Origin of the sequence: Hoylesella pleuritidis, assembly GCF_963541955.1 — a bacterium.
Taxonomy (GTDB): domain Bacteria; phylum Bacteroidota; class Bacteroidia; order Bacteroidales; family Bacteroidaceae; genus Prevotella; species Prevotella pleuritidis.
The window spans coordinates 54,515-76,426 of record NZ_CAUTUT010000013.1; the positions used below are offsets into that span (position 1 = coordinate 54,515).

General features: G+C 45.7%; 16 protein-coding genes and 1 tRNA gene. 12 read left to right on the forward strand and 5 right to left on the reverse strand.

All coding sequences use genetic code 11. From position 1 onward, the window contains the following. Positions 1-10 precede the first annotated feature (10 nt). From galK to RWY97_RS06930, 5 genes are all read left to right on the forward strand, one after another. Positions 11-1,171: a galactokinase gene (gene galK, locus RWY97_RS06910; protein WP_024991603.1), complete on the forward strand. Its 1,161-nt coding sequence runs from the start codon at positions 11-13 to the stop codon at positions 1,169-1,171. Positions 1,172-1,258: 87 nt separating this feature from the next. Beyond that, entirely contained in the window at positions 1,259-2,566 is a 1,308-nt protein-coding gene (locus RWY97_RS06915; RefSeq protein ID WP_314739816.1) for an MFS transporter, read from the forward strand. Between the two features lie 594 nt (positions 2,567-3,160). Beyond that, entirely contained in the window at positions 3,161-5,185 is a 2,025-nt protein-coding gene (locus RWY97_RS06920) for a transketolase family protein (protein WP_315566298.1), read from the forward strand. Next, positions 5,182-5,625, forward strand: a complete 444-nt coding sequence (rpiB, locus tag RWY97_RS06925) for a ribose 5-phosphate isomerase B (RefSeq protein WP_021583054.1) — start codon at positions 5,182-5,184, stop codon at positions 5,623-5,625. The genes RWY97_RS06920 and rpiB overlap by 4 nt, the downstream gene beginning before the upstream one ends. A 56-nt stretch (positions 5,626-5,681) precedes the next feature. Continuing rightward, positions 5,682-8,312 carry a transglutaminase-like domain-containing protein gene (locus RWY97_RS06930; RefSeq protein ID WP_315566300.1) on the forward strand — a complete coding sequence of 877 codons (2,631 nt, stop codon included), beginning with the start codon at positions 5,682-5,684 and terminating at the stop codon, positions 8,310-8,312. A gap of 83 nt (positions 8,313-8,395) precedes the next feature. Here the strand turns inward: RWY97_RS06930 and RWY97_RS06935 are convergent, their stop codons facing one another. Together RWY97_RS06935 and RWY97_RS06940 are read right to left on the reverse strand one after the other, a co-directional pair. Continuing rightward, complete coding sequence (locus RWY97_RS06935; protein ID WP_051522029.1) at positions 8,396-9,076, reverse strand: BamJ family beta-barrel-assembly machinery protein; 681 nt, start codon at positions 9,074-9,076, stop codon at positions 8,396-8,398. Continuing rightward, positions 9,077-10,618, reverse strand: coding sequence for a glycine--tRNA ligase (locus RWY97_RS06940; protein ID WP_273175490.1), 1,542 nt, complete (start codon positions 10,616-10,618; stop codon positions 9,077-9,079). Between the two features lie 163 nt (positions 10,619-10,781). Here RWY97_RS06940 and RWY97_RS06945 point away from each other — a divergent pair, with 163 nt between their 5' ends. The 6 genes from RWY97_RS06945 to RWY97_RS06970 all read left to right on the forward strand — a co-directional run bounded on the left by RWY97_RS06945 (position 10,782) and on the right by RWY97_RS06970 (position 17,590). After that, positions 10,782-13,493 carry a DNA gyrase/topoisomerase IV subunit A gene (locus tag RWY97_RS06945; protein WP_315566302.1) on the forward strand — a complete coding sequence of 904 codons (2,712 nt, stop codon included), beginning with the start codon at positions 10,782-10,784 and terminating at the stop codon, positions 13,491-13,493. Next, a complete protein-coding gene (locus RWY97_RS06950) occupies positions 13,477-14,313 on the forward strand; it encodes a DUF3316 domain-containing protein (protein WP_315566303.1) in 837 nt (278 codons plus the stop codon). The genes RWY97_RS06945 and RWY97_RS06950 overlap by 17 nt, the downstream gene beginning before the upstream one ends. Beyond that, positions 14,314-15,333 carry a S41 family peptidase gene (locus RWY97_RS06955; RefSeq protein ID WP_021583080.1) on the forward strand — a complete coding sequence of 340 codons (1,020 nt, stop codon included), beginning with the start codon at positions 14,314-14,316 and terminating at the stop codon, positions 15,331-15,333. Between the two features lie 57 nt (positions 15,334-15,390). Then, positions 15,391-15,472: transfer RNA gene (locus RWY97_RS06960), tRNA-Leu, on the forward strand. 491 nt (positions 15,473-15,963) lie between these two features. After that, positions 15,964-16,752, forward strand: a complete 789-nt coding sequence (locus tag RWY97_RS06965; RefSeq protein WP_315566304.1) for a Nif3-like dinuclear metal center hexameric protein — start codon at positions 15,964-15,966, stop codon at positions 16,750-16,752. A 7-nt stretch (positions 16,753-16,759) separates the two neighbouring features. After that, positions 16,760-17,590 (forward strand): zinc ribbon domain-containing protein, encoded by an 831-nt coding sequence (locus tag RWY97_RS06970; protein ID WP_315566306.1) that lies wholly within the window; start codon positions 16,760-16,762, stop codon positions 17,588-17,590. 86 nt (positions 17,591-17,676) lie between these two features. Here the strand turns inward: RWY97_RS06970 and RWY97_RS06975 are convergent, their stop codons facing one another. From RWY97_RS06975 to RWY97_RS06985, 3 genes are all read right to left on the reverse strand, one after another. Continuing rightward, on the reverse strand, positions 17,677-18,480 hold the full coding sequence (locus RWY97_RS06975) for a TerB family tellurite resistance protein (protein ID WP_315566308.1): 804 nt from the start codon (positions 18,478-18,480) through the stop codon (positions 17,677-17,679). Between the two features lie 116 nt (positions 18,481-18,596). Next, positions 18,597-19,841 (reverse strand): sialidase family protein, encoded by a 1,245-nt coding sequence (locus RWY97_RS06980; RefSeq protein ID WP_315566309.1) that lies wholly within the window; start codon positions 19,839-19,841, stop codon positions 18,597-18,599. A 372-nt stretch (positions 19,842-20,213) separates the two neighbouring features. After that, entirely contained in the window at positions 20,214-20,663 is a 450-nt protein-coding gene (locus RWY97_RS06985; RefSeq protein ID WP_021583039.1) for a type I restriction enzyme HsdR N-terminal domain-containing protein, read from the reverse strand. A gap of 99 nt (positions 20,664-20,762) precedes the next feature. Between RWY97_RS06985 and holA the strand changes: the two genes are divergently transcribed. Then, complete coding sequence (gene holA / locus RWY97_RS06990) at positions 20,763-21,791, forward strand: DNA polymerase III subunit delta (protein ID WP_315566311.1); 1,029 nt, start codon at positions 20,763-20,765, stop codon at positions 21,789-21,791. Positions 21,792-21,912: the final 121 nt, after the last annotated feature.

Consider the following 21,912-nt stretch of genomic DNA (forward strand, 5'->3'; position numbering starts at 1 on the left):
ATTACGAAATATGGATATAGAATATGTAAGAAGTCGTTTCATCAAACACTTTGATGGAAAGACAGGGAATATTTATGCATCTCCCGGTCGTATTAACCTGATTGGCGAGCATACGGATTATAATGGCGGATTCGTTTTTCCCGGAGCCATCGATAAGGGCATTATGGCCGAAGTAAGACCCAATGGTTTGCAGACAATAATGTGCTATTCTATCGATTTAAAAGACCGCGTAGAATTCAAAGTAGACGATCCAGTAGGTCCGAGAGCCAGTTGGGCGCGTTATATCTATGGCATTGTGCAAGAGATGCGGAAGTTAGGCGTCGACGTAAAAGGCTTCAATACGGCCTTCGCAGGCGATGTTCCATTGGGCGCCGGAATGTCTTCTTCAGCTGCATTGGAGAGCTGTTTCGCTTTCGCTCTTAACGACTTGTTCAGCGATAACAAGATTTCCAAATGGGATATGGTGCTGGCCGGCCAGGCCACAGAACACAATTATTGCGGTGTGATGTGCGGTATTATGGATCAGTTTGCCAGCGTTTTCGGGCAAAAAGGCAAGTTGATGCGTCTTGATTGTCGTTCGCGCGAGTTTGAATACTTCCCTTTCAATCCGAAAGGTTACAAACTCGTGTTGCTCAATTCGTGCGTAAAACACGAACTAGCAGGCTCTCCTTACAACGACCGTCGTAATAGTTGCGAAAACGTTGTGAAGCATATCGCCGCCAAACACCCTGAATCCAAGTTCGAGACTTTGCGTGACTGTACGTGGGAACAACTTGAAGAAGTACGGGCAGAAGTGGGCGAAGAAGACTACAAACGTGCTCATTTTGTTCTCGGAGAGAAAGATCGCGTCTTAGCAGTCTGCGATGCACTCAATGCCGGGGACTATGAAACCGTAGGCCGAAAAATGTATGAAACCCACGAAGGACTTAGCAAAGAATACGAGGTTTCGTGTGAAGAGCTGGACTATCTCAACGACATTGCCAAGGCAAACGGCGTTACCGGCAGTCGCATTATGGGCGGAGGCTTCGGCGGTTGCACCATCAACCTCGTAAAAGACGAACTTTACGATACTTTCATTACAGATGCAAAGGCTAAGTATCAGGCTAAATTCGGTAAGGAACCGAAAGTCTACGACGTAATCATCAGCGATGGTTCGAGAAAGATTTGCTAATCCGAAAGAGAACAAAAAACCTTTGGTCTGCAACTGAAACAGCGGTTGCAGACCATTTCTATGTATATTATTAAACCATCAAATAAAATGAACGAGAAAAAACAAAATGGCAGTATCATTGCGATTATCACAATGTTCTTCCTCTATGCAATGATTTCTTTTGTAACGAATCTTGCTGCACCCATCGGAGTTATATGGAAAAACGTATTTGCAGACAGTTCCAACGCCAATACCATCGGTATGCTGGGGAATGCAATGAACTTCCTGGCCTACTTCTTTATGGGCATTCCCGCCGGTAAGATGTTGACCAAAATCGGCTATAAGAAAACAGCTCTCATTGGCATTGCAGTCGGTTTTATCGGCGTATTCACACAGTTCTTGTCAGGCAAAGTAGAAGTCGGCGTTTCCGGTTTTGCTACTTATCTGGCCGGTGCATTTATCTCCGGCTTTGCCGTTTGTATGCTCAACACAGTGGTAAACCCGATGTTAAATCTACTCGGCGGCGGCGGAAATCGCGGTAATCAACTCAATATGGTCGGCGGAACACTCAACTCTCTGTCGGGCACTTTAACTCCAATGCTTGTCGGAACACTGATCGGTACAGTCACAGCACAGACTAAAATGGTAGATGTAAACCTCGTAATGTACATTGCGATGGCTGTATTTGCAGGCGCATTCATCATATTGAGCTTCATTCCCATTCAAGATCCTGAGCTCGGTCGTACCACAGCCGATACCGTTTTCGAGCATAGCCCGATGGCATTCCGCCACTTTGTACTCGGTACCATCGCCATTTTCGTGTACGTAGGTGTAGAAGTGGGCATCCCTGGAACCCTCAACTTCTATCTCTCCGACACCTCTGCCAACGGCGCAGGCATACAAGGCAATGCTGCGGCAATCGGTGGTTTTGTTGCCGGAACCTATTGGTTCTTAATGCTTGTAGGCCGATTCTGTGGCGGTTTTATTGCCGACAAGGTGTCGAGCCGTACAATGATGACGGCCGCTAACATCATCGGCATCGTCTTAATTTTAGCTGCCATCACACTCGGCAAATCCACCACAGTAGATATGCCGGTATTTACGGGTTCATCGTTCCAAATGGTCAACGTGCCCATTGCAGCTATGTTCTTAGTGCTCTGCGGCCTTTGCACATCGATTATGTGGACAAGTACATTCAATCTTGCTACCGAGGGATTGGGTAAATACACGGCAAGTGCATCGGGAATTTTTATGGTAATGGTTGTCGGCGGCGGTCTGTTGCCTCTGCTTCAGAACTTCATTGCCGATAATTCCACCTATTTAGTTTCTTATTTCGTGCCCGTCTTGGCTATGGCTTATATGCTGTTCTATGCCCTATTCGGCAGTAAAAACGTCAATACCGATATTCCGGTATAACACCGAGAACGATTCAATAACAATTTCAAAGGCCTGTAATCGGAAATGATTGCAGGCCTTTTCCATTCCATTCTATTCACCTTATTTGTCAAGAAAAATCATTATTAAAGTCCATCAATACTTCATTATTTTTCATCGAATAATATAATGGTTGAAAAAACGCCATTTTCCAAAGACTCATAAAATACAGACTAACAGCCACTTAATATTTCCAAGCAATCAATACCCACTTAAAAAACACCCTAAAAAGCCGTTAATAAGACCGCAAACAACAGCTTATCATCCCCTCATCCAGGGCTTTCAGACCTCTCAAAAGCCACCTTTCACAATATCTCAAGCTATAAATCTCCTAATTAGAAACTATTTTCGTGCTCGAAAGCAAATATTTTCACTCCAGAAGTCCACATTCAGCCGACTGTCTTTTGTCAACGAAATTCATAATGATATACTTACAACCCGATCGCGATTCATTTTCATTCAAATAACCGAAAATTACGGAAAAAGTAAGAAAAGACAAAATACCGAGCGAATCAATCGCCTATCTGAATATAAAATCGTAATTTTGCAGAAGATTAATCCATAATAACTAAAATAATGAATAACAAGAATTTAATGAACCGCGCAGCAGATAACATCCGCATTTTGGCTGTTTCTATGGTCGAAAAAGCAAAATCCGGACATCCTGGCGGCGCTATGGGAGGAGCCGATTTCATCAATGTGCTCTTTTCAGAGTTCCTTGTTTACGATCCCGAAGATCCCACTTGGACGGGTCGTGATCGCTTTTATCTTGACCCGGGACATATGTCTCCGATGCTCTATGCTGCTCTTGCACTGCAAGGAAAGTTTACGATCGACGAACTGAAAGCGTTTCGCCAATGGGGCTCCCCTACTCCCGGACATCCCGAACGCGATCTGATGCGGGGCATTGAAAATACTTCCGGTCCGCTGGGTCAGGGGCACACGTTTGCCGCCGGAGCTGCCGTTGCCGAGAAATTCTTGGCTGCCCGCCTCGGTAAAGAGGTGATGCAGCACACCATTTACGCATATATCTCCGACGGAGGTATACAGGAAGAGATTTCACAAGGTGCCGGACGATTGGCCGGTTTACTCGGACTAAACAACCTCGTTATGTTCTACGACTCCAATGATATTCAACTTTCGACCGAGTGCGGAGTCGTAATGCGAGAAGACACTGCGGCCAAATACGCGGCGTGGGGATGGAAGGTACTGACTATCGACGGTAATAATGCCGACGAAATACACTATGCACTGACCGAAGCTAAGGCTGAATCGAGACGCCCCACGCTGATTATCGGCAAGACGGTAATGGGTAAAGGTGCCTTGAAAGACGATGGAACAAGCTATGAACACAGCGTAAAAACACACGGAGCACCGCTCGGCGGAGAGGCTTACAGCAATACGGTGAAAAACCTCGGGGGCGATCCTGCTGACCCGTTCGTGGTTTTTGACGAGGTGAAAAACCTTTACGCTGCACGGCAGGAAGAACTGAAACACATCGTTGCTGCCCGTCGTAGACAAGAAGAAACGTGGGCAAAAGCACATCCGGAAAAGGCTGCCGAGATGCAGGAATGGTTCTCAGGACGGGCACCGAAAGTAGATTGGAGTAACATCACACAGGTCGAAGGATCGGCCACTCGTGCTGCGAGTTCGGTTTGTTTGAGTGTTTTGGCAGAGCAAGTACATAATATGGTATGCTCATCGGCTGATCTTTCGAACTCCGATAAGACCGATGGTTTCCTCAAAAAGACCCATTCGATGACGGCCGGCGACTTCTCAGGCGCATTCTTCCAAGCCGGAGTATCAGAACTGACAATGGCTTGTATGTGTATCGGAATGTATCTGCACGGCGGCGTTCTGCCTGCTTGCGGCACCTTCTTTGTATTCTCCGATTATATGAAACCGGCCATCCGAATGGCGGCTTTGATGGAAGTACCTATCAAATTCATTTGGAGCCACGACGCGTTTCGTGTCGGAGAAGATGGCCCTACACACGAACCCGTAGAACAGGAAGCTCAAATCCGCTTGATGGAAAAGCTGAAAAACCATCACGGCAGAGACAGTATGCGCGTGTTCCGACCCGCAGATGCCGACGAAACCACCGTTTGTTGGCAGATGGCTATGGAAAATATGGACACACCGACGGCACTGGTCCTTTCTCGACAGAATGTGACCAAGCTGCCCACAGGAAACGACTACAGCCAAGCCCGACGCGGAGCCTATGTGGTAGCAGGCAGCGATGACGACTTCGATATCATTCTTTTGGCTTCCGGATCAGAAGTTTCCACACTTGAAGCAGCGGCCGAACTCCTCCACAAAGACAACCTCCGCGTACGCATTGTGAGCGTTCCTTCCGAGGGGCTATTCCGTAGTCAGACGCCCGAATACCAAGAGAAGATTCTTCCCCACGGCTCGAAAATATTCGGATTGACAGCCGGACTGCCCGTGACACTTGAAGGATTAGTGGGCGCTGAAGGTCGTGTATTCGGCTTACCGAGCTTCGGTTTCTCCGCTCCTTACAAAGTTTTAGACGAGAAACTCGGCTTTACGGGCGAGCATATATATAAAGAGGTGAAAGCATTTTTAGCCCAACAGCAATGAAAATAAAAACTATCGGTTTAGCCAGCGACCACGCCGGCTTTGCACTCAAACAGTTTGTCAAGCAATATCTCGATGAAAAAGGGCTTCCTTATAAAGATTACGGAACTTACGACGAAACCTCTTGCGACTATCCCGATTATGCACACGCACTGGCCGAAGGCCTCGAACAAGGTAACGTCTATCCCGGAATCGCCATCTGTGGAAGCGGAGAGGGCATCAGCATCACGCTCAACAAACACGCCGCGATACGTGCCGCATTGTGCTGGACACCCGAAATTGCCCATCTAAGCAGGCAGCATAACGATGCAAATGTGCTCGTAATGCCTGGCCGTTTCATCGACAATGCCACTGCACGAAATATTATGGACGAGTATTTCAGTACCGACTTCGAGGGTGACAGACATCTGCGCCGTATCGAGAAAATACCCATTCGGAAATAAATCCGATGCAAAACGGGGTATATCCGGCCTCGTTTTGCATTTCAACTGCACATAGTATGAAAAGACTTATCTTATCTTTGAGCGTTCTGCTCACGTGCCTTTCAATAGCCGCAGACAATCATTTTCTTTCCAATCCCACGTATCGGACCAAAGTGGAAAAGGCTTTCAGGCAGAAGATCAACCTCGTAGGAAGTCGCTTTTTCAATCTTTCGGGCCAACAAGCTACACCGAAAGAGCGCGAGGCTTTGGAATTTTTGTATGCTTATATGCCGTTGGCCGATGCTACGGATTATCCAACGACTTATTATTTAGACAATGTTCGTACTTCGTTCCGCACACAACAGGAAATGCCTTGGGGGCAAAAGGTACCCGAACTGCTGTTTCGTCACTTCGTGCTTCCTATCCGCGTGAACAACGAAAATCTTGATAACTCGCGCTCGGAGTTCTATCAAGCGCTGAAAGATCGTGTAAAAGGATTGAGCATGTACGATGCTATTTTAGAGGTAAATCACTGGTGTCACGAGCACGTTACCTATCAACCGTCAGACGCGCGTACCTCTTCGCCACTCGCATCTATGCGTACTGCCACCGGGCGTTGCGGTGAAGAGAGTACCTTTACAGTGGCTGCGCTACGCGCAATCGGTATCCCAGCCCGACAGGTTTACACGCCGCGATGGGCCCATACCGATGATAATCACGCGTGGGTAGAGGCTTGGGCCGACGGACGATGGTATTTCTTAGGGGCCTGCGAACCTGAAGCCGTGCTCAATTTGGGTTGGTTCAATGCCCCAGCTTCACGTGCAATGCTGATGCATACACGAGCTTTCGGCGACTATAACGGTCCGGAAGAGGTGATGCTTCGTACTTCCAACTTCACGGAAATCAACCTGATCGGCAACTATGCAGCCACAGCCCGCACTGATTTCACGGTTGTCGACCACGTCGGGAAGCCTATAAGTCAAGCACGCGTAGATTTTAAGATCTATAACTACGCCGAATTCTTCACCGTGGTAACTAAATATACCGATACAAAAGGGCGCACTTTTCTCACTTCCGGACTTGGAGATATGCTCGTTTGGGCGTCAAAAGATGGTTGGTACGGCTTTTCCAAGGCGTCGTTCGGTAAGGATAAGCAGATCACAATACGGCTCGATCGATGCGCCGCAACCGACAATCGCCGCCAGCATTATCCCGCACAGGTTTTCGATATTGTGCCGCCAGTCGAGAAAGTGATGTTGCCCGATGTGCCCGAAGACAAGCGGCAGGCCAATCTCCGTCGTTTCGCATACGAAGATTCGGTGCGAACAGCTTATACATCAACATTCTATAACGAAGAGACAGCTCGCAAGGCTGCACTCGAAAACGGTCTGCCGGCCGACAGCATAATAGCTTTTCTCGTCAAGGCACGCGGCAATCACGCTGTCATTTTGTCGTTCCTTGTCCGTCATAAAGACCGTTCCGCACGTGCTTTCAGTCTACTTCGATCACTCAGCGACAAGGATTTGAGAGACATTCCGACAGAGATTCTCGAAGACAACTTCAATGCATCAAGCGATGAAGTGTGCCCACGCGTAGAAGACGAAATGATTATCGCGCCGTTTAAACAGCAATTGGAAAAGGCTTTCGATAAGCAGACCGCCAACCGATTCCGTGCCAATCCCGCACAGCTTGTGAAATGGGTAAAGGCTAATCTGCGCCTCTATCCCGACCCGAAAGCCCTGCGTATTGCTCAGACTCCTATCGGTGTGTGGCACGCGCGCCTTACCGACACACGCTCACGAGATATCTTCTTCGTTGACGTTGCGCGTAGTTTGGGAATTCCCGCACGTAAAGACGTCGTTACATCCAAAGTTCAATACCGCGAAAACGGCCACTGGATCGATGTCAACTTTGATGCCGTGCAACAACAGGCAGCCCCCACCGGCACATTGACCTTGACCTACCAGCCCACGAAATACTTAGATGACCCGAAATATTACAGGCATTTCACGATTTCAAAAATAGAAAACGGAACGACGAGTCTGCTCAATTTCTACGACGGAACGAGCGATGAGAGCAACGGAACAAAATGGTCGAACACTTTCAAAAATGGTGCTCGCCTTGATGTAGGCACTTACTTGCTCACAACGGGCACACGATTGGCCAACGGAAGTGTACTGGCCAACACGCAAATATTCACGATTCGGCCGGATAAAACCACGACCTTACCGCTCGATATACGTACAAGCACTGACGAAGTGAGTGTGATCGGCTCTTTCGATAGCGAATCAAAGTTCAGCAAAGACAGCAAAGACGTATCCATTCTCTCACAGACTGGCCGCGGATACTTTGTTGTGGGTATCCTCGGTGTGGGTCAGGAGCCAACCAATCACGCCTTGCACGACATTGCAAACGTCAAGTCTTCGTTAAATAAATGGGGTCGTCCGCTCGTCTTATTATTTGAAAATGAAGCCGACGCAGCCAAATTTAATGCCAAAGATTTCGGTGAATTGCCAGCCAATACTATCTTCGGCATCGACCGAGACGGTAGTATTAAGCGCCAGATCACAGCCCAGATGAAACTCCAAACCGACCGTTTGCTCCCCATTTTCATAATCGCTGACACTTTCAATCGAATCGTCTTTGTTTCCCAAGGCTATACCATCGGTCTCGGCGAACAGCTGCAAAAGGTGATCAACAAGTTGTAATATTACGGACAGTGATCACAAATAACGAAAAGAGACGCGATTATTAAAGTCGCGTCTCTTTTCATTTATATGATCGGTATTGCTTATTCTTCAATCCATATCGTAGTTTTCTTTGCTTTTCCATCAGTCACTTTGACACCTGCACGGGAATAACCGCTGAGCAAAATGTCGAAAATCAAGGTAGAGTAAGCTGGGACATAATTGGCCGTACGAGTGCCATAGCCAAGCCGATAAGGTACATAAACGAGCCAACGATCGCCGATATGCATATTCATCAATGCCGTTGTGAGACCGTCGGGGACATTATACGGAGTGAAAGTCTTAGTCGCTTTACCGAAAGTTCCGTGCACACCGATATTGATCGGAGCCACCGTATTAGGATTAAATGTGCCATTATAGGTTCGGATAAACGCATATCCATCTGCATAAGAAGTTGAGGGGATAATGCGTCCGACACAACTCACCCGCGCAGAATCGCTATATAACGGGCTGCCTGACCCTGTTCCAGCTGTGAGAACCTTCACTGCGACATAGCCTGTGGGCTCTGTCACCACGCCATCGTTATACGACCAATTGTGAAGTAACTTCCAAGTGCCGTCCGAATTAGCTTTTGCCTGGGCGTAAATATTACTGAAATAAGTTTCGTTTCGAGTCTGCCAGTCTTCAAATTCTACTTTAGAATCATCAGTTTCCCGACACGATGACAGTGTAAAAACAGTGCATAAAGCAGTAAACAAATAGGTAAATACGTTTGTCTTCATCATTTATTGCAATTTCTTTAAAAGGCTCGGAATACTCACTTTGTCTTCGATTATATTGCGGAGAGCCGTTATATCCACACGCTCTTGTATCATCGTATCACGGAAACGCAATGTAACCTTATTGTCTTTGAGTGTATCATGATCTACGGTTACACAATAAGGCGTGCCTATTGCATCCTGACGACGATAGCGTTTACCAATCGAATCCTTCTCCTCATAGTGCGTATTGAAATGAAACTTCAAGCCATTGACTACCTCACGAGCCTTTTCAGGCAATCCGTCTTTCTTTACTAACGGCATCACTGCACACTTAACAGGTGCCAAAGCAGCAGGCAATTTCAACACAACGCGCGTTTCACCATTCTCCAAATGCTCCTCTTCGTAACTATGACACATTATCGACAAGAACATCCTATCTACTCCAATACTGGTCTCGATGTCGTACGGCGTGTAACTCTCATTGGTTTCCGGATCGAAGTATTTAATACTCCGACCGCTGAATTTCTCGTGTTGCGACAAGTCAAAGTCTGTCCGACTGTGGATACCTTCCACTTCTTTGAATCCGAACGGCATCCGGAACTCGATATCGGTAGCGGCATTGGCATAGTGAGCTAGTTTCTCGTGATCGTGGAATCGATAATTCTCTGCCCCGAAACCGAGTGCTTGATGCCATTTCATTCGCAGTTCTTTCCACTTCATAAACCACTCTATCTCTGTACCGGGCTTTACAAAGAACTGCATCTCCATCTGTTCGAACTCGCGCATTCGGAAAATAAACTGGCGCGCAACAATCTCATTTCGGAATGCCTTTCCTATCTGTGCGATGCCGAACGGCAATTTCATCCGACCCGTTTTCTGCACATTGAGATAGTTAACAAATATTCCCTGCGCTGTCTCCGGCCGCAGATAGATCTTATTGGCGGCATCAGAAAGCGACCCCATTTCGGTAGAGAACATCAGATTAAACTGTCTGACATCGGTCCAATTCTTTGTTCCGCTGATCGGATCGACGATTCCTTCGTCGAGAATAATTTGTTTCAATTCAGCCAAATCGGGGCCTTGCATCGCCGCTGCATAACGTTCGTGCAGAGCATTTCGCTTTTGCTGATGCTCCAACACACGCGGATTAGTTTCGCGAAATTTAGCTTCATCAAAACTGTCTCCGAATCGTTTACGCGCTTTGGCAATCTCTTTTTCGATCTTTTCATCATACTTTCCAATCTGATCTTCAATCAGATTGTCGGCCCGATAACGTTTTTTCGAATCGCGATTATCGATAAGCGGATCATTGAAAGCATCTACGTGGCCACTCGCTTTCCATATAGTAGGGTGCATAAAGATAGCCGAATCGATACCCACAATATTCTCGTGCAACAGCACCATACTCTTCCACCAATACTCCTTAATGTTGTTTTTCAGTTCGACACCGTTCTGCCCATAGTCGTAAACAGCTGCTAATCCGTCGTAAATATCACTGCTTGGGAAGACGAATCCATACTCTTTACAATGCGAAACGATCTTCTTAAAAACATCCTCTTGTGCCATTTCCTCGTTGTCTATTATTAATCTTGACTCACTCGACACCCTTCCGTGTCATCGTTCAAATGTCAGTATTTTCCGAATAATTGCTGCAAAGGTAGCGACTTTTCCGAAATTTCTTTGTATTTTTGCGTTAAATTTGAGTAATATAGTGAATAGTCAACACGATATGAACGACGAAATAAAAGACAACGATACATTAGACGAAATAGAAAAAGAACTGGATGTAGAAACACATTCAGACTATCGGCCTGTGAATCGATTTGATGCTGCAGCCGTACATCACCTTAGCGGGATGTATCAAAACTGGTTTTTGGATTACGCTTCTTACGTAATTCTTGAGCGGGCAGTGCCTCATATCGAAGACGGATTGAAACCCGTGCAGCGCCGAATACTGCATTCGATGAAGCGAATGGATGACGGGCGGTACAACAAAGTGGCCAACATCGTAGGGCATACGATGCAATTCCACCCGCACGGAGATGCTTCCATTGGCGACGCTCTAGTGCAGTTGGGGCAGAAAGAACTACTCATAGATACGCAAGGAAACTGGGGAAACATTCTCACGGGCGATCGAGCGGCCGCTCCCCGATATATAGAAGCTCGGCTATCAAAGTTTGCACTCGACGTGGTTTTCAATCCGAAGACTACCGAATGGCAACAAAGCTACGACGGGCGAAATAGAGAACCGATTACGTTTCCGGCTAAATTTCCCTTACTCTTGGCGCAAGGCGCAGAAGGAATTGCCGTCGGACTGAGTTCAAAAATACTTCCGCATAATCTCAATGAAATCTGCGATGCAGCCATTGCGTATCTGCGCGGTGAGGATTTTCAGCTTTATCCAGACTTTCCTACGGGTGGAAGCATTGATGTAAGCAAATATAACGACGGCCAACGAGGCGGAGTCTTGAAAGTGCGAGCCAAGATTGAAAAGCAGGATAACAAGACATTGGTCATCAAGGAAATTCCTTTCAGCAAGACGACAACGACACTCATCGATTCGATTCTTAAAGCAATAGACAAAGGAAAGATCAAAGCCAAGAAAGTAGATGATAATACGGCGGCCGAGGTTGAGATTCAGGTGCATCTGGGACCGGGCATTTCATCGGACAAAACGCTTGATGCACTCTACGCGTTCAGCGATTGTGAAGTCAATATTTCACCTAATTGTTGTGTAATAGAGCATAACAAGCCTTGTTTTCTCACCGTGAGCGACGTACTTCGGTATAGTGTCGACAGCACAATGGGACTTTTGCGGCGCGAGTTACAAATCAGAAAAGATGAGCTTTTGGAGCAACTCTTCTTCTCGTCGCTTGAAAAAATCTTCATCGAAGAGCGTATTTACAAAGACAAGAAGTTTGAAAACGCAGAAAATATGGATGCCGCCGTGAACCACATTGACGACCGGCTTGCACCTTTCAAACCCGATCTAATTCGTGAAGTAACCCACGACGACATTCTCAAACTGATGGAAATCAAGATGCAACGCATCTTAAAGTTCAGTAAAGACAAAGCTGACGAACTCATCGCTAAGATGCAGGCGGAGATCGACGAGATCGATCGCGACCTTGCACAGATGGTAAGCGTCACCATCAATTGGTTCCAGTTTATCAAAGATAAATATGGAAAGGCGCACCCACGGATGACCGAAATCAAGAACTTTGATACCATCGAAGCTGCCAAAGTGGTTGAAGCCAATGAGAAACTCTACATCAATCGCCAAGAAGGATTCATTGGTACGGGTCTGAAAAAGGATGAATTTGTGTGCAACTGTTCTGATATCGACGACATCATCGTATTTTATCGTGACGGGAAATACAAGATTATCCGCGTGGCCGACAAGATTTTCGTTGGCAAAAACATTCTGCACGTACAGGTGTTTAAAAAGAATGACAAACGAACAATCTATAATGTGGTTTACCGAGACGGTCGACAAGGCTTCTATTATTATAAGCGTTTCAATGTAACGAGTATGACTCGCGACAAGGAATACGACTTAACGCAAGGCACACCAGGCTCAAAAGTCGTTTATTTTACAGCCAACCCGAATGGCGAAGCAGAAGTAATCAAAATTACGTTAGACCCCAATCCTAAAAAGAAAAAACAAAACATATTCCTCGAACGCGACTTTTCTAACGTGCTGATCAAGGGCAGAACGTCGAAGGGTAACCTGCTGACAAAAGAGCCTGTGCATCGAATCGGGCTGAAAAGTCACGGACATTCTACCCTCGGTGGTCGTAAAGTGTGGTTCGACTCAGATGTAAACCGAATCAATTACGAAGAACACGGCCGCTATTTAGGCGAGTTCAACGACGAAGATGCCATTCTTGTAGTACTTGATAACGGTGAATTTTACATCACAAACTTTGATGCCAACAACCACTATGAGGACAATATACAGGTCATTGAGAAGTGGAATGCGGAGAAAGTGTGGACAGCCGTGCTCTTCGATGCAGATAACCAAGGCTACGCTTATGTGAAGCGCTTCTTGATGGAAGCCACAAAACGCCATCAAAATTACCTAGGTGAGAATGCCGAAAACAAGCTCGTACTGCTCTCGGATGTGTTTTATCCACGGCTGAAAGTAACTTTTGCCGGTCACGACTCATTCCGAGACACAATAGAAATAGACGTAGATGAGTTCATCGGCGTGAAAGGATTCAAGGCCAAAGGCAAGCGAATCTCTACCTATCAGATCGGCACTATCGAAGAATTGGAGCCTACTCGTTTCCCGGAGAAAAATGAGACCCCAGACGATGAGACAGGAAACGAGGAAGAAGAAATAGAAAATCTCGACCCCGATGCAGGCAAAAGTCAGCAGCAAGTAATTAATGAGATAACGGGGCAATTAAGTCTTTTCAGCGATGATAACAGTCAATAATATCTTCGAATGCAGGCCGATGCGCGTGTTTCTACTGCTGTTCAGCCTCGTCTCATTATCCGCCAGTGCACAAACCGACACGCTCATTGGTCGCAAAGTGATTACAAATGCTCGGATGATAAGCCTTGGTGCAATCAATATTCTCGATACATACCTCTCTCCTGAGAAATATACCGGAACCGAGCTCCGTTATATCTCGCACACCATTCGCAGACACGAGGAGCGCAAATGGTCACAAATGATAGTCCATCAAGGCAGCATCGCACAAGCCGGTAACCGTTCGGGTATCGGAAGTGAGATTGCAGGCCGTTATCAGTTCAGTTACGGTTGGCATCTCAATTGGCAGCCAATAGCTGACCGACTACAACTTAAAGCTGGCGGAATGATCGATGCTGACCTCGGATTTATCTATAACACGCGCAACGGTAACAATCCTGCACAGGCACTCGCAGCACTCAATCTGACGCCTTCTGTAGCTGCCTGCTATCGATTAATGATTAAACGCCGTGCGATTGACGTGAGTTTAGAAGCCGAAATACCGTTAATCGGACTGCGATTCAGTCCTAATTATGGACAGTCTTATTATGAGTTGTTTGCAAAAGGCAATTACGACCATAACATTGTACCTACCTTCATTGGCAATGCACCGTCTATGCGCCACTTGTTGGCCGTCGATTTTCCACTGCTCGGCGGTACTTGCCGTATCGGTTATCTTGGAGATTTCCGGCAGACAAATATCAATCATCTCAAATCTCACATTTATACACACGCCGTTGTGATAGGTGTTGTGAAGAAATTCAAATTTATCAAGATTCGCTAAATGAACTTTAAGTCCATCCTCCTTACATTTGCCGTCCTGTTGTCGACCATCGGGCTTACCTCGTGTGTAGACGAAACAACATTTGCCAACAATCCTCACGGCAATTTCGAAGCCCTTTGGCGCATCATCGACGAGCATTACTGCTTTTTCGATTACAAACAAAAGACTTATAACCTTGATTGGAACGAGGTGCACGATAAATATGCACGGCAGTTCAACGAGGGTATGACAGAAGACCAACTCTTTGAAGTCCTGGGCAATATGTTGGCCGAACTGCGCGACGGACACGTCAATATGTACTCCCGTTTCAACCTGGCACGCAACTGGTCGTGGCACGAAGACTTCCCGACAAATTTCAGCGATACATTATTTAATAAATACATCGGCACCGATTACAGGCAAACCAACGGAATGCAATACCGCATTCTTGATGACAACATCGGATATCTGCGTTGTGCCAGCTTTGAAAACGGCTTCGGATCAGGAAATCTTGATGAGATTTTTGCCTATTTCGCACCCTGCAACGGACTTATCATCGATATCCGAAACAATGGCGGCGGACTCATTACCAGTGCCGAAACATTGGCTGCAAGATTCACAAACAAAGAACTGCTTGTGGGGTATATGCAACACAAAACAGGCAAAGGACACAACGATTTCTCGTCGATGCGAGAACAACGATTACGTCCAGCCCGCAGTATCAGATGGCAAAAACGAGTAGCTGTACTGACAAATAGACGGGTATATAGTGCTGCCAATGAGTTTGTAAAGTATATGCGATGTTGTCCGAAGGCAACCATCGTCGGTGATAAGACCGGTGGCGGCGCAGGGTTACCATTCTCCAGCGAGTTGCCTAACGGTTGGGGCGTTCGTTTTTCGGCGTGTCCTATGTATGATAAAGACCAACATTCCACAGAATTCGGCATCGATCCTGATCACAAAGTGGGGCTAACGATGGCTGATATTATTCAAGGTCGTGATGCGATCATCGAATATGCGCGCCATTTATTGACGCAATAATTTGGCTGTTTGCAAATAAATCCATACCTTTGCAGCGGTTGAAAACATACTCATACTGCGCTTGTGGCGGAATTGGTAGACGCGCCAGACTTAGGATCTGGTGTCTTATGATGTGTAGGTTCGAGTCCTATCAGGCGCACATAACAACTTTTAAACATTCGATAATAGACCATACAACATTGGAATAAACTATAAAAGGAGTTTGAAAACAACCGTTTTCATTATCCATATAACTATTTCGATGAACAAATCTCCTACATTTTTACATCATCTTATCAATTAATTGTGTATCAACAAGATATAAGATGTATAAAGACTAAAATCCAACTACATTCTGATTAACGGTTAAAAGGAGTACATTTAACAGTTAAACACAAGGTGATTAATGATTAAATGCAGCACGATTAACAGTTAATTGCACGATGTTTAACGGCTTTTCGCATCAGAATCCCCGACATATTGGCCACAGATAGATCATATTACCGCCTTAAAACTTAATTATTTTTAAATACAAATAACACTATATCCTATTCTTAAAATAAATCATTAACTTTGTAACCAAATATCATTTAATCGTGATATCGTGTGCAATGCGAAACGCGTTGTATGGTAATGAAAGGCTGATAAAGCGTGAAAATAAAGGAGATTATCAACGCCCTTGAACGATTCGCGCCTCTGCCCTTGCAGGAAGACTATGATAATGCCGGCCTGCAAATCGGATTAACGGAGGCGGAAGTATCAGGGGCTTTATTGTGTTTAGACGTCAACGAGCAGGTGATTGACGAGGCTGTGGCATTAGGTTGCAACTTAGTTGTGTCACATCACCCGCTGATTTTCCATAAGTTAAGACAGATTACGGATACCGACTACGTGCAGCGCACAGTGATGAAAGCCATCTGCAACAATGTAACTGTCGTCTCGATGCACACCAATCTGGATAATGCACGAGGCGGTGTAAACTTTAAAATCGCTGAGAAAATAGGTTTGCAAGATATCCGTTTCTTTGCATCGAAGATGGTAGACGGCATTGAATGCGGCAGCGGAGTTATCGGCGAATTGTCCGAATCGGTAGCAGCCGATGATTTTATAATGATACTCAAACGTGTATTTGACGTGGAATGCGTAATGTGCAACCAGTTACTTCGCCGCCCGATTCAGCGTGTTGCCCTCTGCGGAGGTGCCGGTTCATTTCTGCTTGAAGATGCTATTGCGGCGGGAGCCGACGCTTTCATAACCGGTGAAATGCACTATCACGAATACTTCGGACACGAACAGCAGACACAGATTGCCGTTATCGGACATTTTCAGAGCGAACAATTTACCAACGAAATATTTAAATCAATCATTGAGGAGACGTGTGGCGATAAAGTGACGTGCTATCTCACCAAAACCAACACCAATCCGATCATCTATTTATAAAGCAAGTATGGCAAAGAAAGACCCAACAGATCTGTCTGTCGAAGAGAAGCTAAAGACGCTTTATCAGTTACAGACAACGTTATCTTCCATCGATGAAAAGAAAGCATTGAGAGGCGAGTTGCCCCTTGAAGTACAAGACTTGGAAGACGAAATTGCAGGACTCATCACTCGTGTTGATAAGATTGAGAGTGAGATCAATGAGTTTAATGCAGCCGTTTCGCAGAAAAGGGCTGAGATAGGACAGGCTCAAATCAGTGTAGACAGATACAAAATGCAGCTGGAAGAGGTGAAAAATAACCGCGAGTACGACACACTGAGCAAGGAAATCGAGTTCCAATCACTTGAGATTGAGCTTTGTAACAAGAAGATTAAAGAAGCAATCGTCAAGATTAATGAACGTGATCGCGACCTGAATAGCGTGCGGGAACAGATTGCTGCACGTACAGACGATCTCGAACAGAAGCGAAACGAGCTCAATGAGATTATGCAAGAGACGCGCGAAGAGGAAGAAAAGCTGAAAGATAAAGCCAAAGTGTTCGAGACAAAGATAGAATCTCGTTTGCTGAGCAGCTTCAAACGCATTCGTAAGAACGCGCGCAACGGTTTGGGAATCGTTTATGTTCAGCGTGACGCTTGCGGCGGTTGTTTCAACAAAATACCGCCGCAGAGGCAGCTTGACATCAAGATGCACAAGAAGATTATCGTCTGTGAATATTGCGGTCGCATTTTGGTAGATCCTGAATTGGCCGGAGTCAAGATCGATACAGCCGTCACTGACGAGAAACCGAAGCGCAAACGCGCCATCCGTAAGACGAAGAAAGAGGAGAGCGAAGATTGATTTTTGCAGACAAAGTGATATGAAAAAGGCACCTATTTGTAGTTAATAATGCAAGTGGGTGCCTTTTCCTTAGATGCATTTCGTAGTTAAAGTCCTCGTGCTTTGTAAATTCTCTCTTTGGCATCGCTAATTTCTTGAAATTTCTTTTCGGCTGCTTTACGGATATCTTCACCCAATACAGACACGCGATCGGGGTGATGTTGCAGCGCCATTCGGCGATAAGCGGCTTTTACCTCATCGTCAGTAGCAGTAGAAGTAATACCCAGCACCTTGTAAGCTGACTCCAAATCATTGTCGCGGAGCCAGAGCATTGAATCGAGTTCGGCAGTCGATAAACCGAGATATCGGGTGAGTTCGCGCAACACATTCACCTCTTCGGGAGCCACATTGCCGTCGGCTTGGGCAATCATTACGAGGAAATTGAGCAGCTGCAAGCGCTGACCGTAATCCATATTCATTGCAATCTGTGTGCAACTGCGGCGTATAATATTGCCGAATTCGCGGTCTCCCATCTGCTTTTGTTGCTCAAACAGTCGGCGCAGAATCTGTTCGCCTTGCTGCACGGAGGTATCACCGAAGTTCTGGCGGAGGAACTTTCGCATCAGTTCCATCTCCGAATGCATTACCCGTCCGTCTGCTTTGATGGTGTAAGCAGACAAAACCAGCAGGGAAAAGAGAAACGAGTTGCGCTGCCCTTCATAAATTCTCTGCCGAGCATCTGCACCCGAATAGGTATTGCCGAACGCCGAATAAGAAGTGTTATCAGTTGTATTGACGGCGTCCATACCTGCATCGAAGAGTGCACCGAGCGTAAAACCGGCCAGAGCTCCGAGCGGACTACCAGTTGTAATGAAGCCTAAGAAGCCTCCGATCCATTTTCCTGCTGCCATAATCAGATGTTTTTTGATATGTCGAGGGTGCGCAAATATAATGCCGTTTTACGGTAATAGGAATCTGATTATATCGAGAAAGTGCCGTTGCCGGCACTTTCTTACGGTATAAATCGTTATTTTCTACTGTGCTTCTGTTCCTTTTTCACAGACCGGTCGATAGTGAATCGGCCCCTTGTAATATCGCTGAGACTTAACGATATATAGTCAATGTTGTAATTGGTGGGGCCTTCTTCCCAAAGGAAACCAATGCGGCCGTCGTGCTGCGGAGTCATTGTAGAATAGGCGGAAACCTCATTACTTACCTGCAAACCTTTGTGCCAGTCATCTGCAAAAGCTTCAGGCGTGAGATGAGCGGTATCTAATTCGCGATAGAAGAAGCCTACATTAGCACGTTGAGAACCGAAAGGTACTGACTGAACAGCCACAAACGTGGGGCGACGAGTAGCCGTATTCCGAGCTTTAAGAACTAAAATCTCGCCGTTGCAGGCGTTTTTGATACCCTCGAAAGCCGTCGCTTTAGCCCGTCTTCCCCATTGTCCGGCACCCGATTTAATATCAGTGAAAGTGTAAATATTAAACATTCGCCCCTCGGAACGTGAACTTAGTACGACACTTCCATTGGGAAGCTCTTCGCATTTGGGTTCATCGCCATCAGGACAACACGACTCATCGGCATCGCCTAAGACTTTCCACGTGTCTCCGAAATCGTCACTGAAAATCACAAAATTGCCGGAATATGTGCAGAGAGCAGCATAAAGGCGATAAAATTTACCCGTTTTGACGTAGCGACTTTGATGAATTTTACCAGAACCAACAAATAAACTGCGGATGGGACCGGTTTTGCGGTGGTCGAAAAGGCCGTAAATTTGCTCGGTAATTTCCGTTCCTTGGTCCCACGTTTGACCGTTGTCGTGACTTCGGAAACAAGCAATTCGGGTGGGATTGGCACGCATACTGCGGGAGTAGGGCATCTTGCCGGCCACGCAAAGCACGAGAACCTCGCTGCCGTTACGGTCTGCCACAATGGCGCAATCGCCGAAAGCATAATCCCAAACGTTGCCCTTTTCGATACCATTGCCATCAGCCAACAACGCCTCGGGGCCCCAAGTACGCCCGTTGTCACGGCTGATGCGATAATGTAAATCCACTGGTCCGAAGCCGATATCTGCTTTGCAGTATCGGTAATCACTTACGGCGATAAGGTCACCATTGCTACACGTGGCAATTGCGGGAATACGATAGGGAATCGTATCGGTCTTTTTCGTTTCGAAGAGTCGTTGTTTACTGTTGCCCGTTGCATTAATCGGAAGGACCGAAAACAGAGCTGTCGATAGTAATAAAGAGGCTATAATCTTCATTTTATTCGGTTGTTGGTTTAATAATCCAGGGTTTATTTATTTGCAAATTTAATATATTTAAATGGAAAATGAGAGCTTTGGGATCATTAGTTTATAAGTTTTTGAGTTTTTAAGAACTTTCTTTTGGAAATTTTTCAGCCCCTACCGGTCGCTCTTCAATGAGTCGTCTTCCTTCTAATTAGCCGTTAAACAGCTCGCGATTAACGGCTTTTCGTCGGGCGATTAACGGTTAAACACAGTGCATTCAATGGTTAATCACAACACGTTTAACCATTAATCGCAGCCCATTTTCTTATATGAGATTTGCATATTTGGGAACGATGGTAAGATCGGTCGATTTTACACGCTTCTCGCGAAAGTTGTTAGAAGCAGTCAGATTTCGTTATATGTAGGGATTTCGGGGACGAAAGTGTAAGTGTTATGCTCGTAATCCATCTTGCAACAATAATGTTGCAGTCCGTTGCTCACGATGAGATAATCTACATGGAGCAACATATTGTAAACAGAAATTTGGTCGAACACCCGTTGTGTGAGTTGAATAGAAGGGGCTTTATACTCGATTATCATCCGCGGATGTAGGTCGGTGTCATAAAGAACACTGTCTGCTCGTACGCTTTTTTCGCCTATCCTAAGTTGCACTTCGTTAACAAGCAGAGTCTTGGGATAGCCCTTTTGTTCAATCAGAAAATGAATGAAGTGTTGTCGAACCCACTCTTCGGGTGTAAGCGCAACGTATTTTCGACGCAGAATATCAAAAATAGCAGGGTGCTGTTGCGTACCGGCGAGATTTATTTTAAATGCGGGTAGGTTTAATCGAATCATTTTGTTATATTTGCAAGTGCGTATGCAAAATTACTAAAAAGATGCGTGATAAGGACGGATGAGACACAGTTTTCTTCCCGAACTTATACCTATTATTATATGGCAGACAAAAAAACGGCGGTCGGTTTCGACCAAATTATGCGCGATTTGAAGGCGCACAACTTCGCGCCTATCTATGTTTTGATGGGTGATGAGTCTTATTATATCGACAAAATTGCCGATTTCATCGCTGGAAATGTGCTGACTCCCGAGGAGCGCGACTTTAATCAAAACATCGTTTTCGGTGCAGACACCACAGCAGTACAGATTGTCGACCAGGCCAAAGGGTATCCGATGATGGCCGAACATCGTGTGGTTATTGTAAAGGAGGCGCAAGCAATGCGTGGATTCGAGGCGATTGAGAAATATCTCGATGCTCCTGTGAGGTCGACCGTATTGGTATTGTGTTACAAGAACGGTACGATCGACCGACGAAAAAAACTCGTTCCCAAGGCCGAAGCTGTCGGAGTGGTGTTTGAAAGCAAGAAAAAACGAGACTATGAATTGCCCGGTTTCATCACAGGTTATTTGAAAATGCAAGGAGTTACGATTGATGATAAATCGGCAACAATGATTGCCGATCATATCGGATCCGATCTGTCACGTCTTACTTCTGAACTCGATAAGCTGCTGATTTCGCTTCCTCAAAATGACAAACGGGTGACTCCTGAAATCGTCGAACAGCAAATCGGAGTAAGCAAGGATTTTAACGCTTTCGAGTTTCGCGATGCAATTGTCAATCGGAATATATTCAAGGCAAATCAAATTATGAAATATCTTGACAAGAATCCTAAATCCGGATCGCTGTTCTCATTCCTTCTGCTACTCTTTAATTACTTCCAGAATTTGATGATAGCTTACTATGCACCTAATAGAAATGATGAAAAATCAGTCGCTCAATACTTAGAACTTCGGACGGTGTGGGCTGTTAAAGATTATATGATAGGTATGCGTAATTACAGTGGGATGAAAACGATGCAGATTATAGATAAGATCAGAGAGGTGGATGCCAAGAGTAAAGGGTTGGATAATCCCAATACACCACTCGGAGAATTGATGAAAGAGCTCATTTTCTTTATTTTGCATTGATAATTTACCATAAACGGGAATCGTTTTTGCCATTCCTTGTTCATTTCTGACCGTTTTTTAGTCCTTTTTAAACTGTTTTCGGCCCTCTTTTCAGCTATTTCAAGCATTCTGATAGGAGCTT

What these genes read in the sequence shown, in the direction of transcription:
- galK (WP_024991603.1), top strand. Translation starts at nt 11, where the DNA reads ATGGATATAGAATATGTAAGAAGTCGTTTCATCAAACACTTTGATGGA.
- RWY97_RS06915 (WP_314739816.1), top strand. Translation starts at nt 1,259, where the DNA reads ATGAACGAGAAAAAACAAAATGGCAGTATCATTGCGATTATCACAATG.
- RWY97_RS06920 (WP_315566298.1), top strand. Translation starts at nt 3,161, where the DNA reads ATGAATAACAAGAATTTAATGAACCGCGCAGCAGATAACATCCGCATT.
- rpiB (WP_021583054.1), top strand. Translation starts at nt 5,182, where the DNA reads ATGAAAATAAAAACTATCGGTTTAGCCAGCGACCACGCCGGCTTTGCA.
- RWY97_RS06930 (WP_315566300.1), top strand. Translation starts at nt 5,682, where the DNA reads ATGAAAAGACTTATCTTATCTTTGAGCGTTCTGCTCACGTGCCTTTCA.
- RWY97_RS06935 (WP_051522029.1), bottom strand. Translation starts at nt 9,076, where the DNA reads ATGATGAAGACAAACGTATTTACCTATTTGTTTACTGCTTTATGCACT.
- RWY97_RS06940 (WP_273175490.1), bottom strand. Translation starts at nt 10,618, where the DNA reads ATGGCACAAGAGGATGTTTTTAAGAAGATCGTTTCGCATTGTAAAGAG.
- RWY97_RS06945 (WP_315566302.1), top strand. Translation starts at nt 10,782, where the DNA reads ATGAACGACGAAATAAAAGACAACGATACATTAGACGAAATAGAAAAA.
- RWY97_RS06950 (WP_315566303.1), top strand. Translation starts at nt 13,477, where the DNA reads ATGATAACAGTCAATAATATCTTCGAATGCAGGCCGATGCGCGTGTTT.
- RWY97_RS06955 (WP_021583080.1), top strand. Translation starts at nt 14,314, where the DNA reads ATGAACTTTAAGTCCATCCTCCTTACATTTGCCGTCCTGTTGTCGACC.
- RWY97_RS06970 (WP_315566306.1), top strand. Translation starts at nt 16,760, where the DNA reads ATGGCAAAGAAAGACCCAACAGATCTGTCTGTCGAAGAGAAGCTAAAG.
- RWY97_RS06975 (WP_315566308.1), bottom strand. Translation starts at nt 18,480, where the DNA reads ATGGCAGCAGGAAAATGGATCGGAGGCTTCTTAGGCTTCATTACAACT.
- RWY97_RS06980 (WP_315566309.1), bottom strand. Translation starts at nt 19,841, where the DNA reads ATGAAGATTATAGCCTCTTTATTACTATCGACAGCTCTGTTTTCGGTC.
- RWY97_RS06985 (WP_021583039.1), bottom strand. Translation starts at nt 20,663, where the DNA reads ATGATTCGATTAAACCTACCCGCATTTAAAATAAATCTCGCCGGTACG.
- holA (WP_315566311.1), top strand. Translation starts at nt 20,763, where the DNA reads ATGGCAGACAAAAAAACGGCGGTCGGTTTCGACCAAATTATGCGCGAT.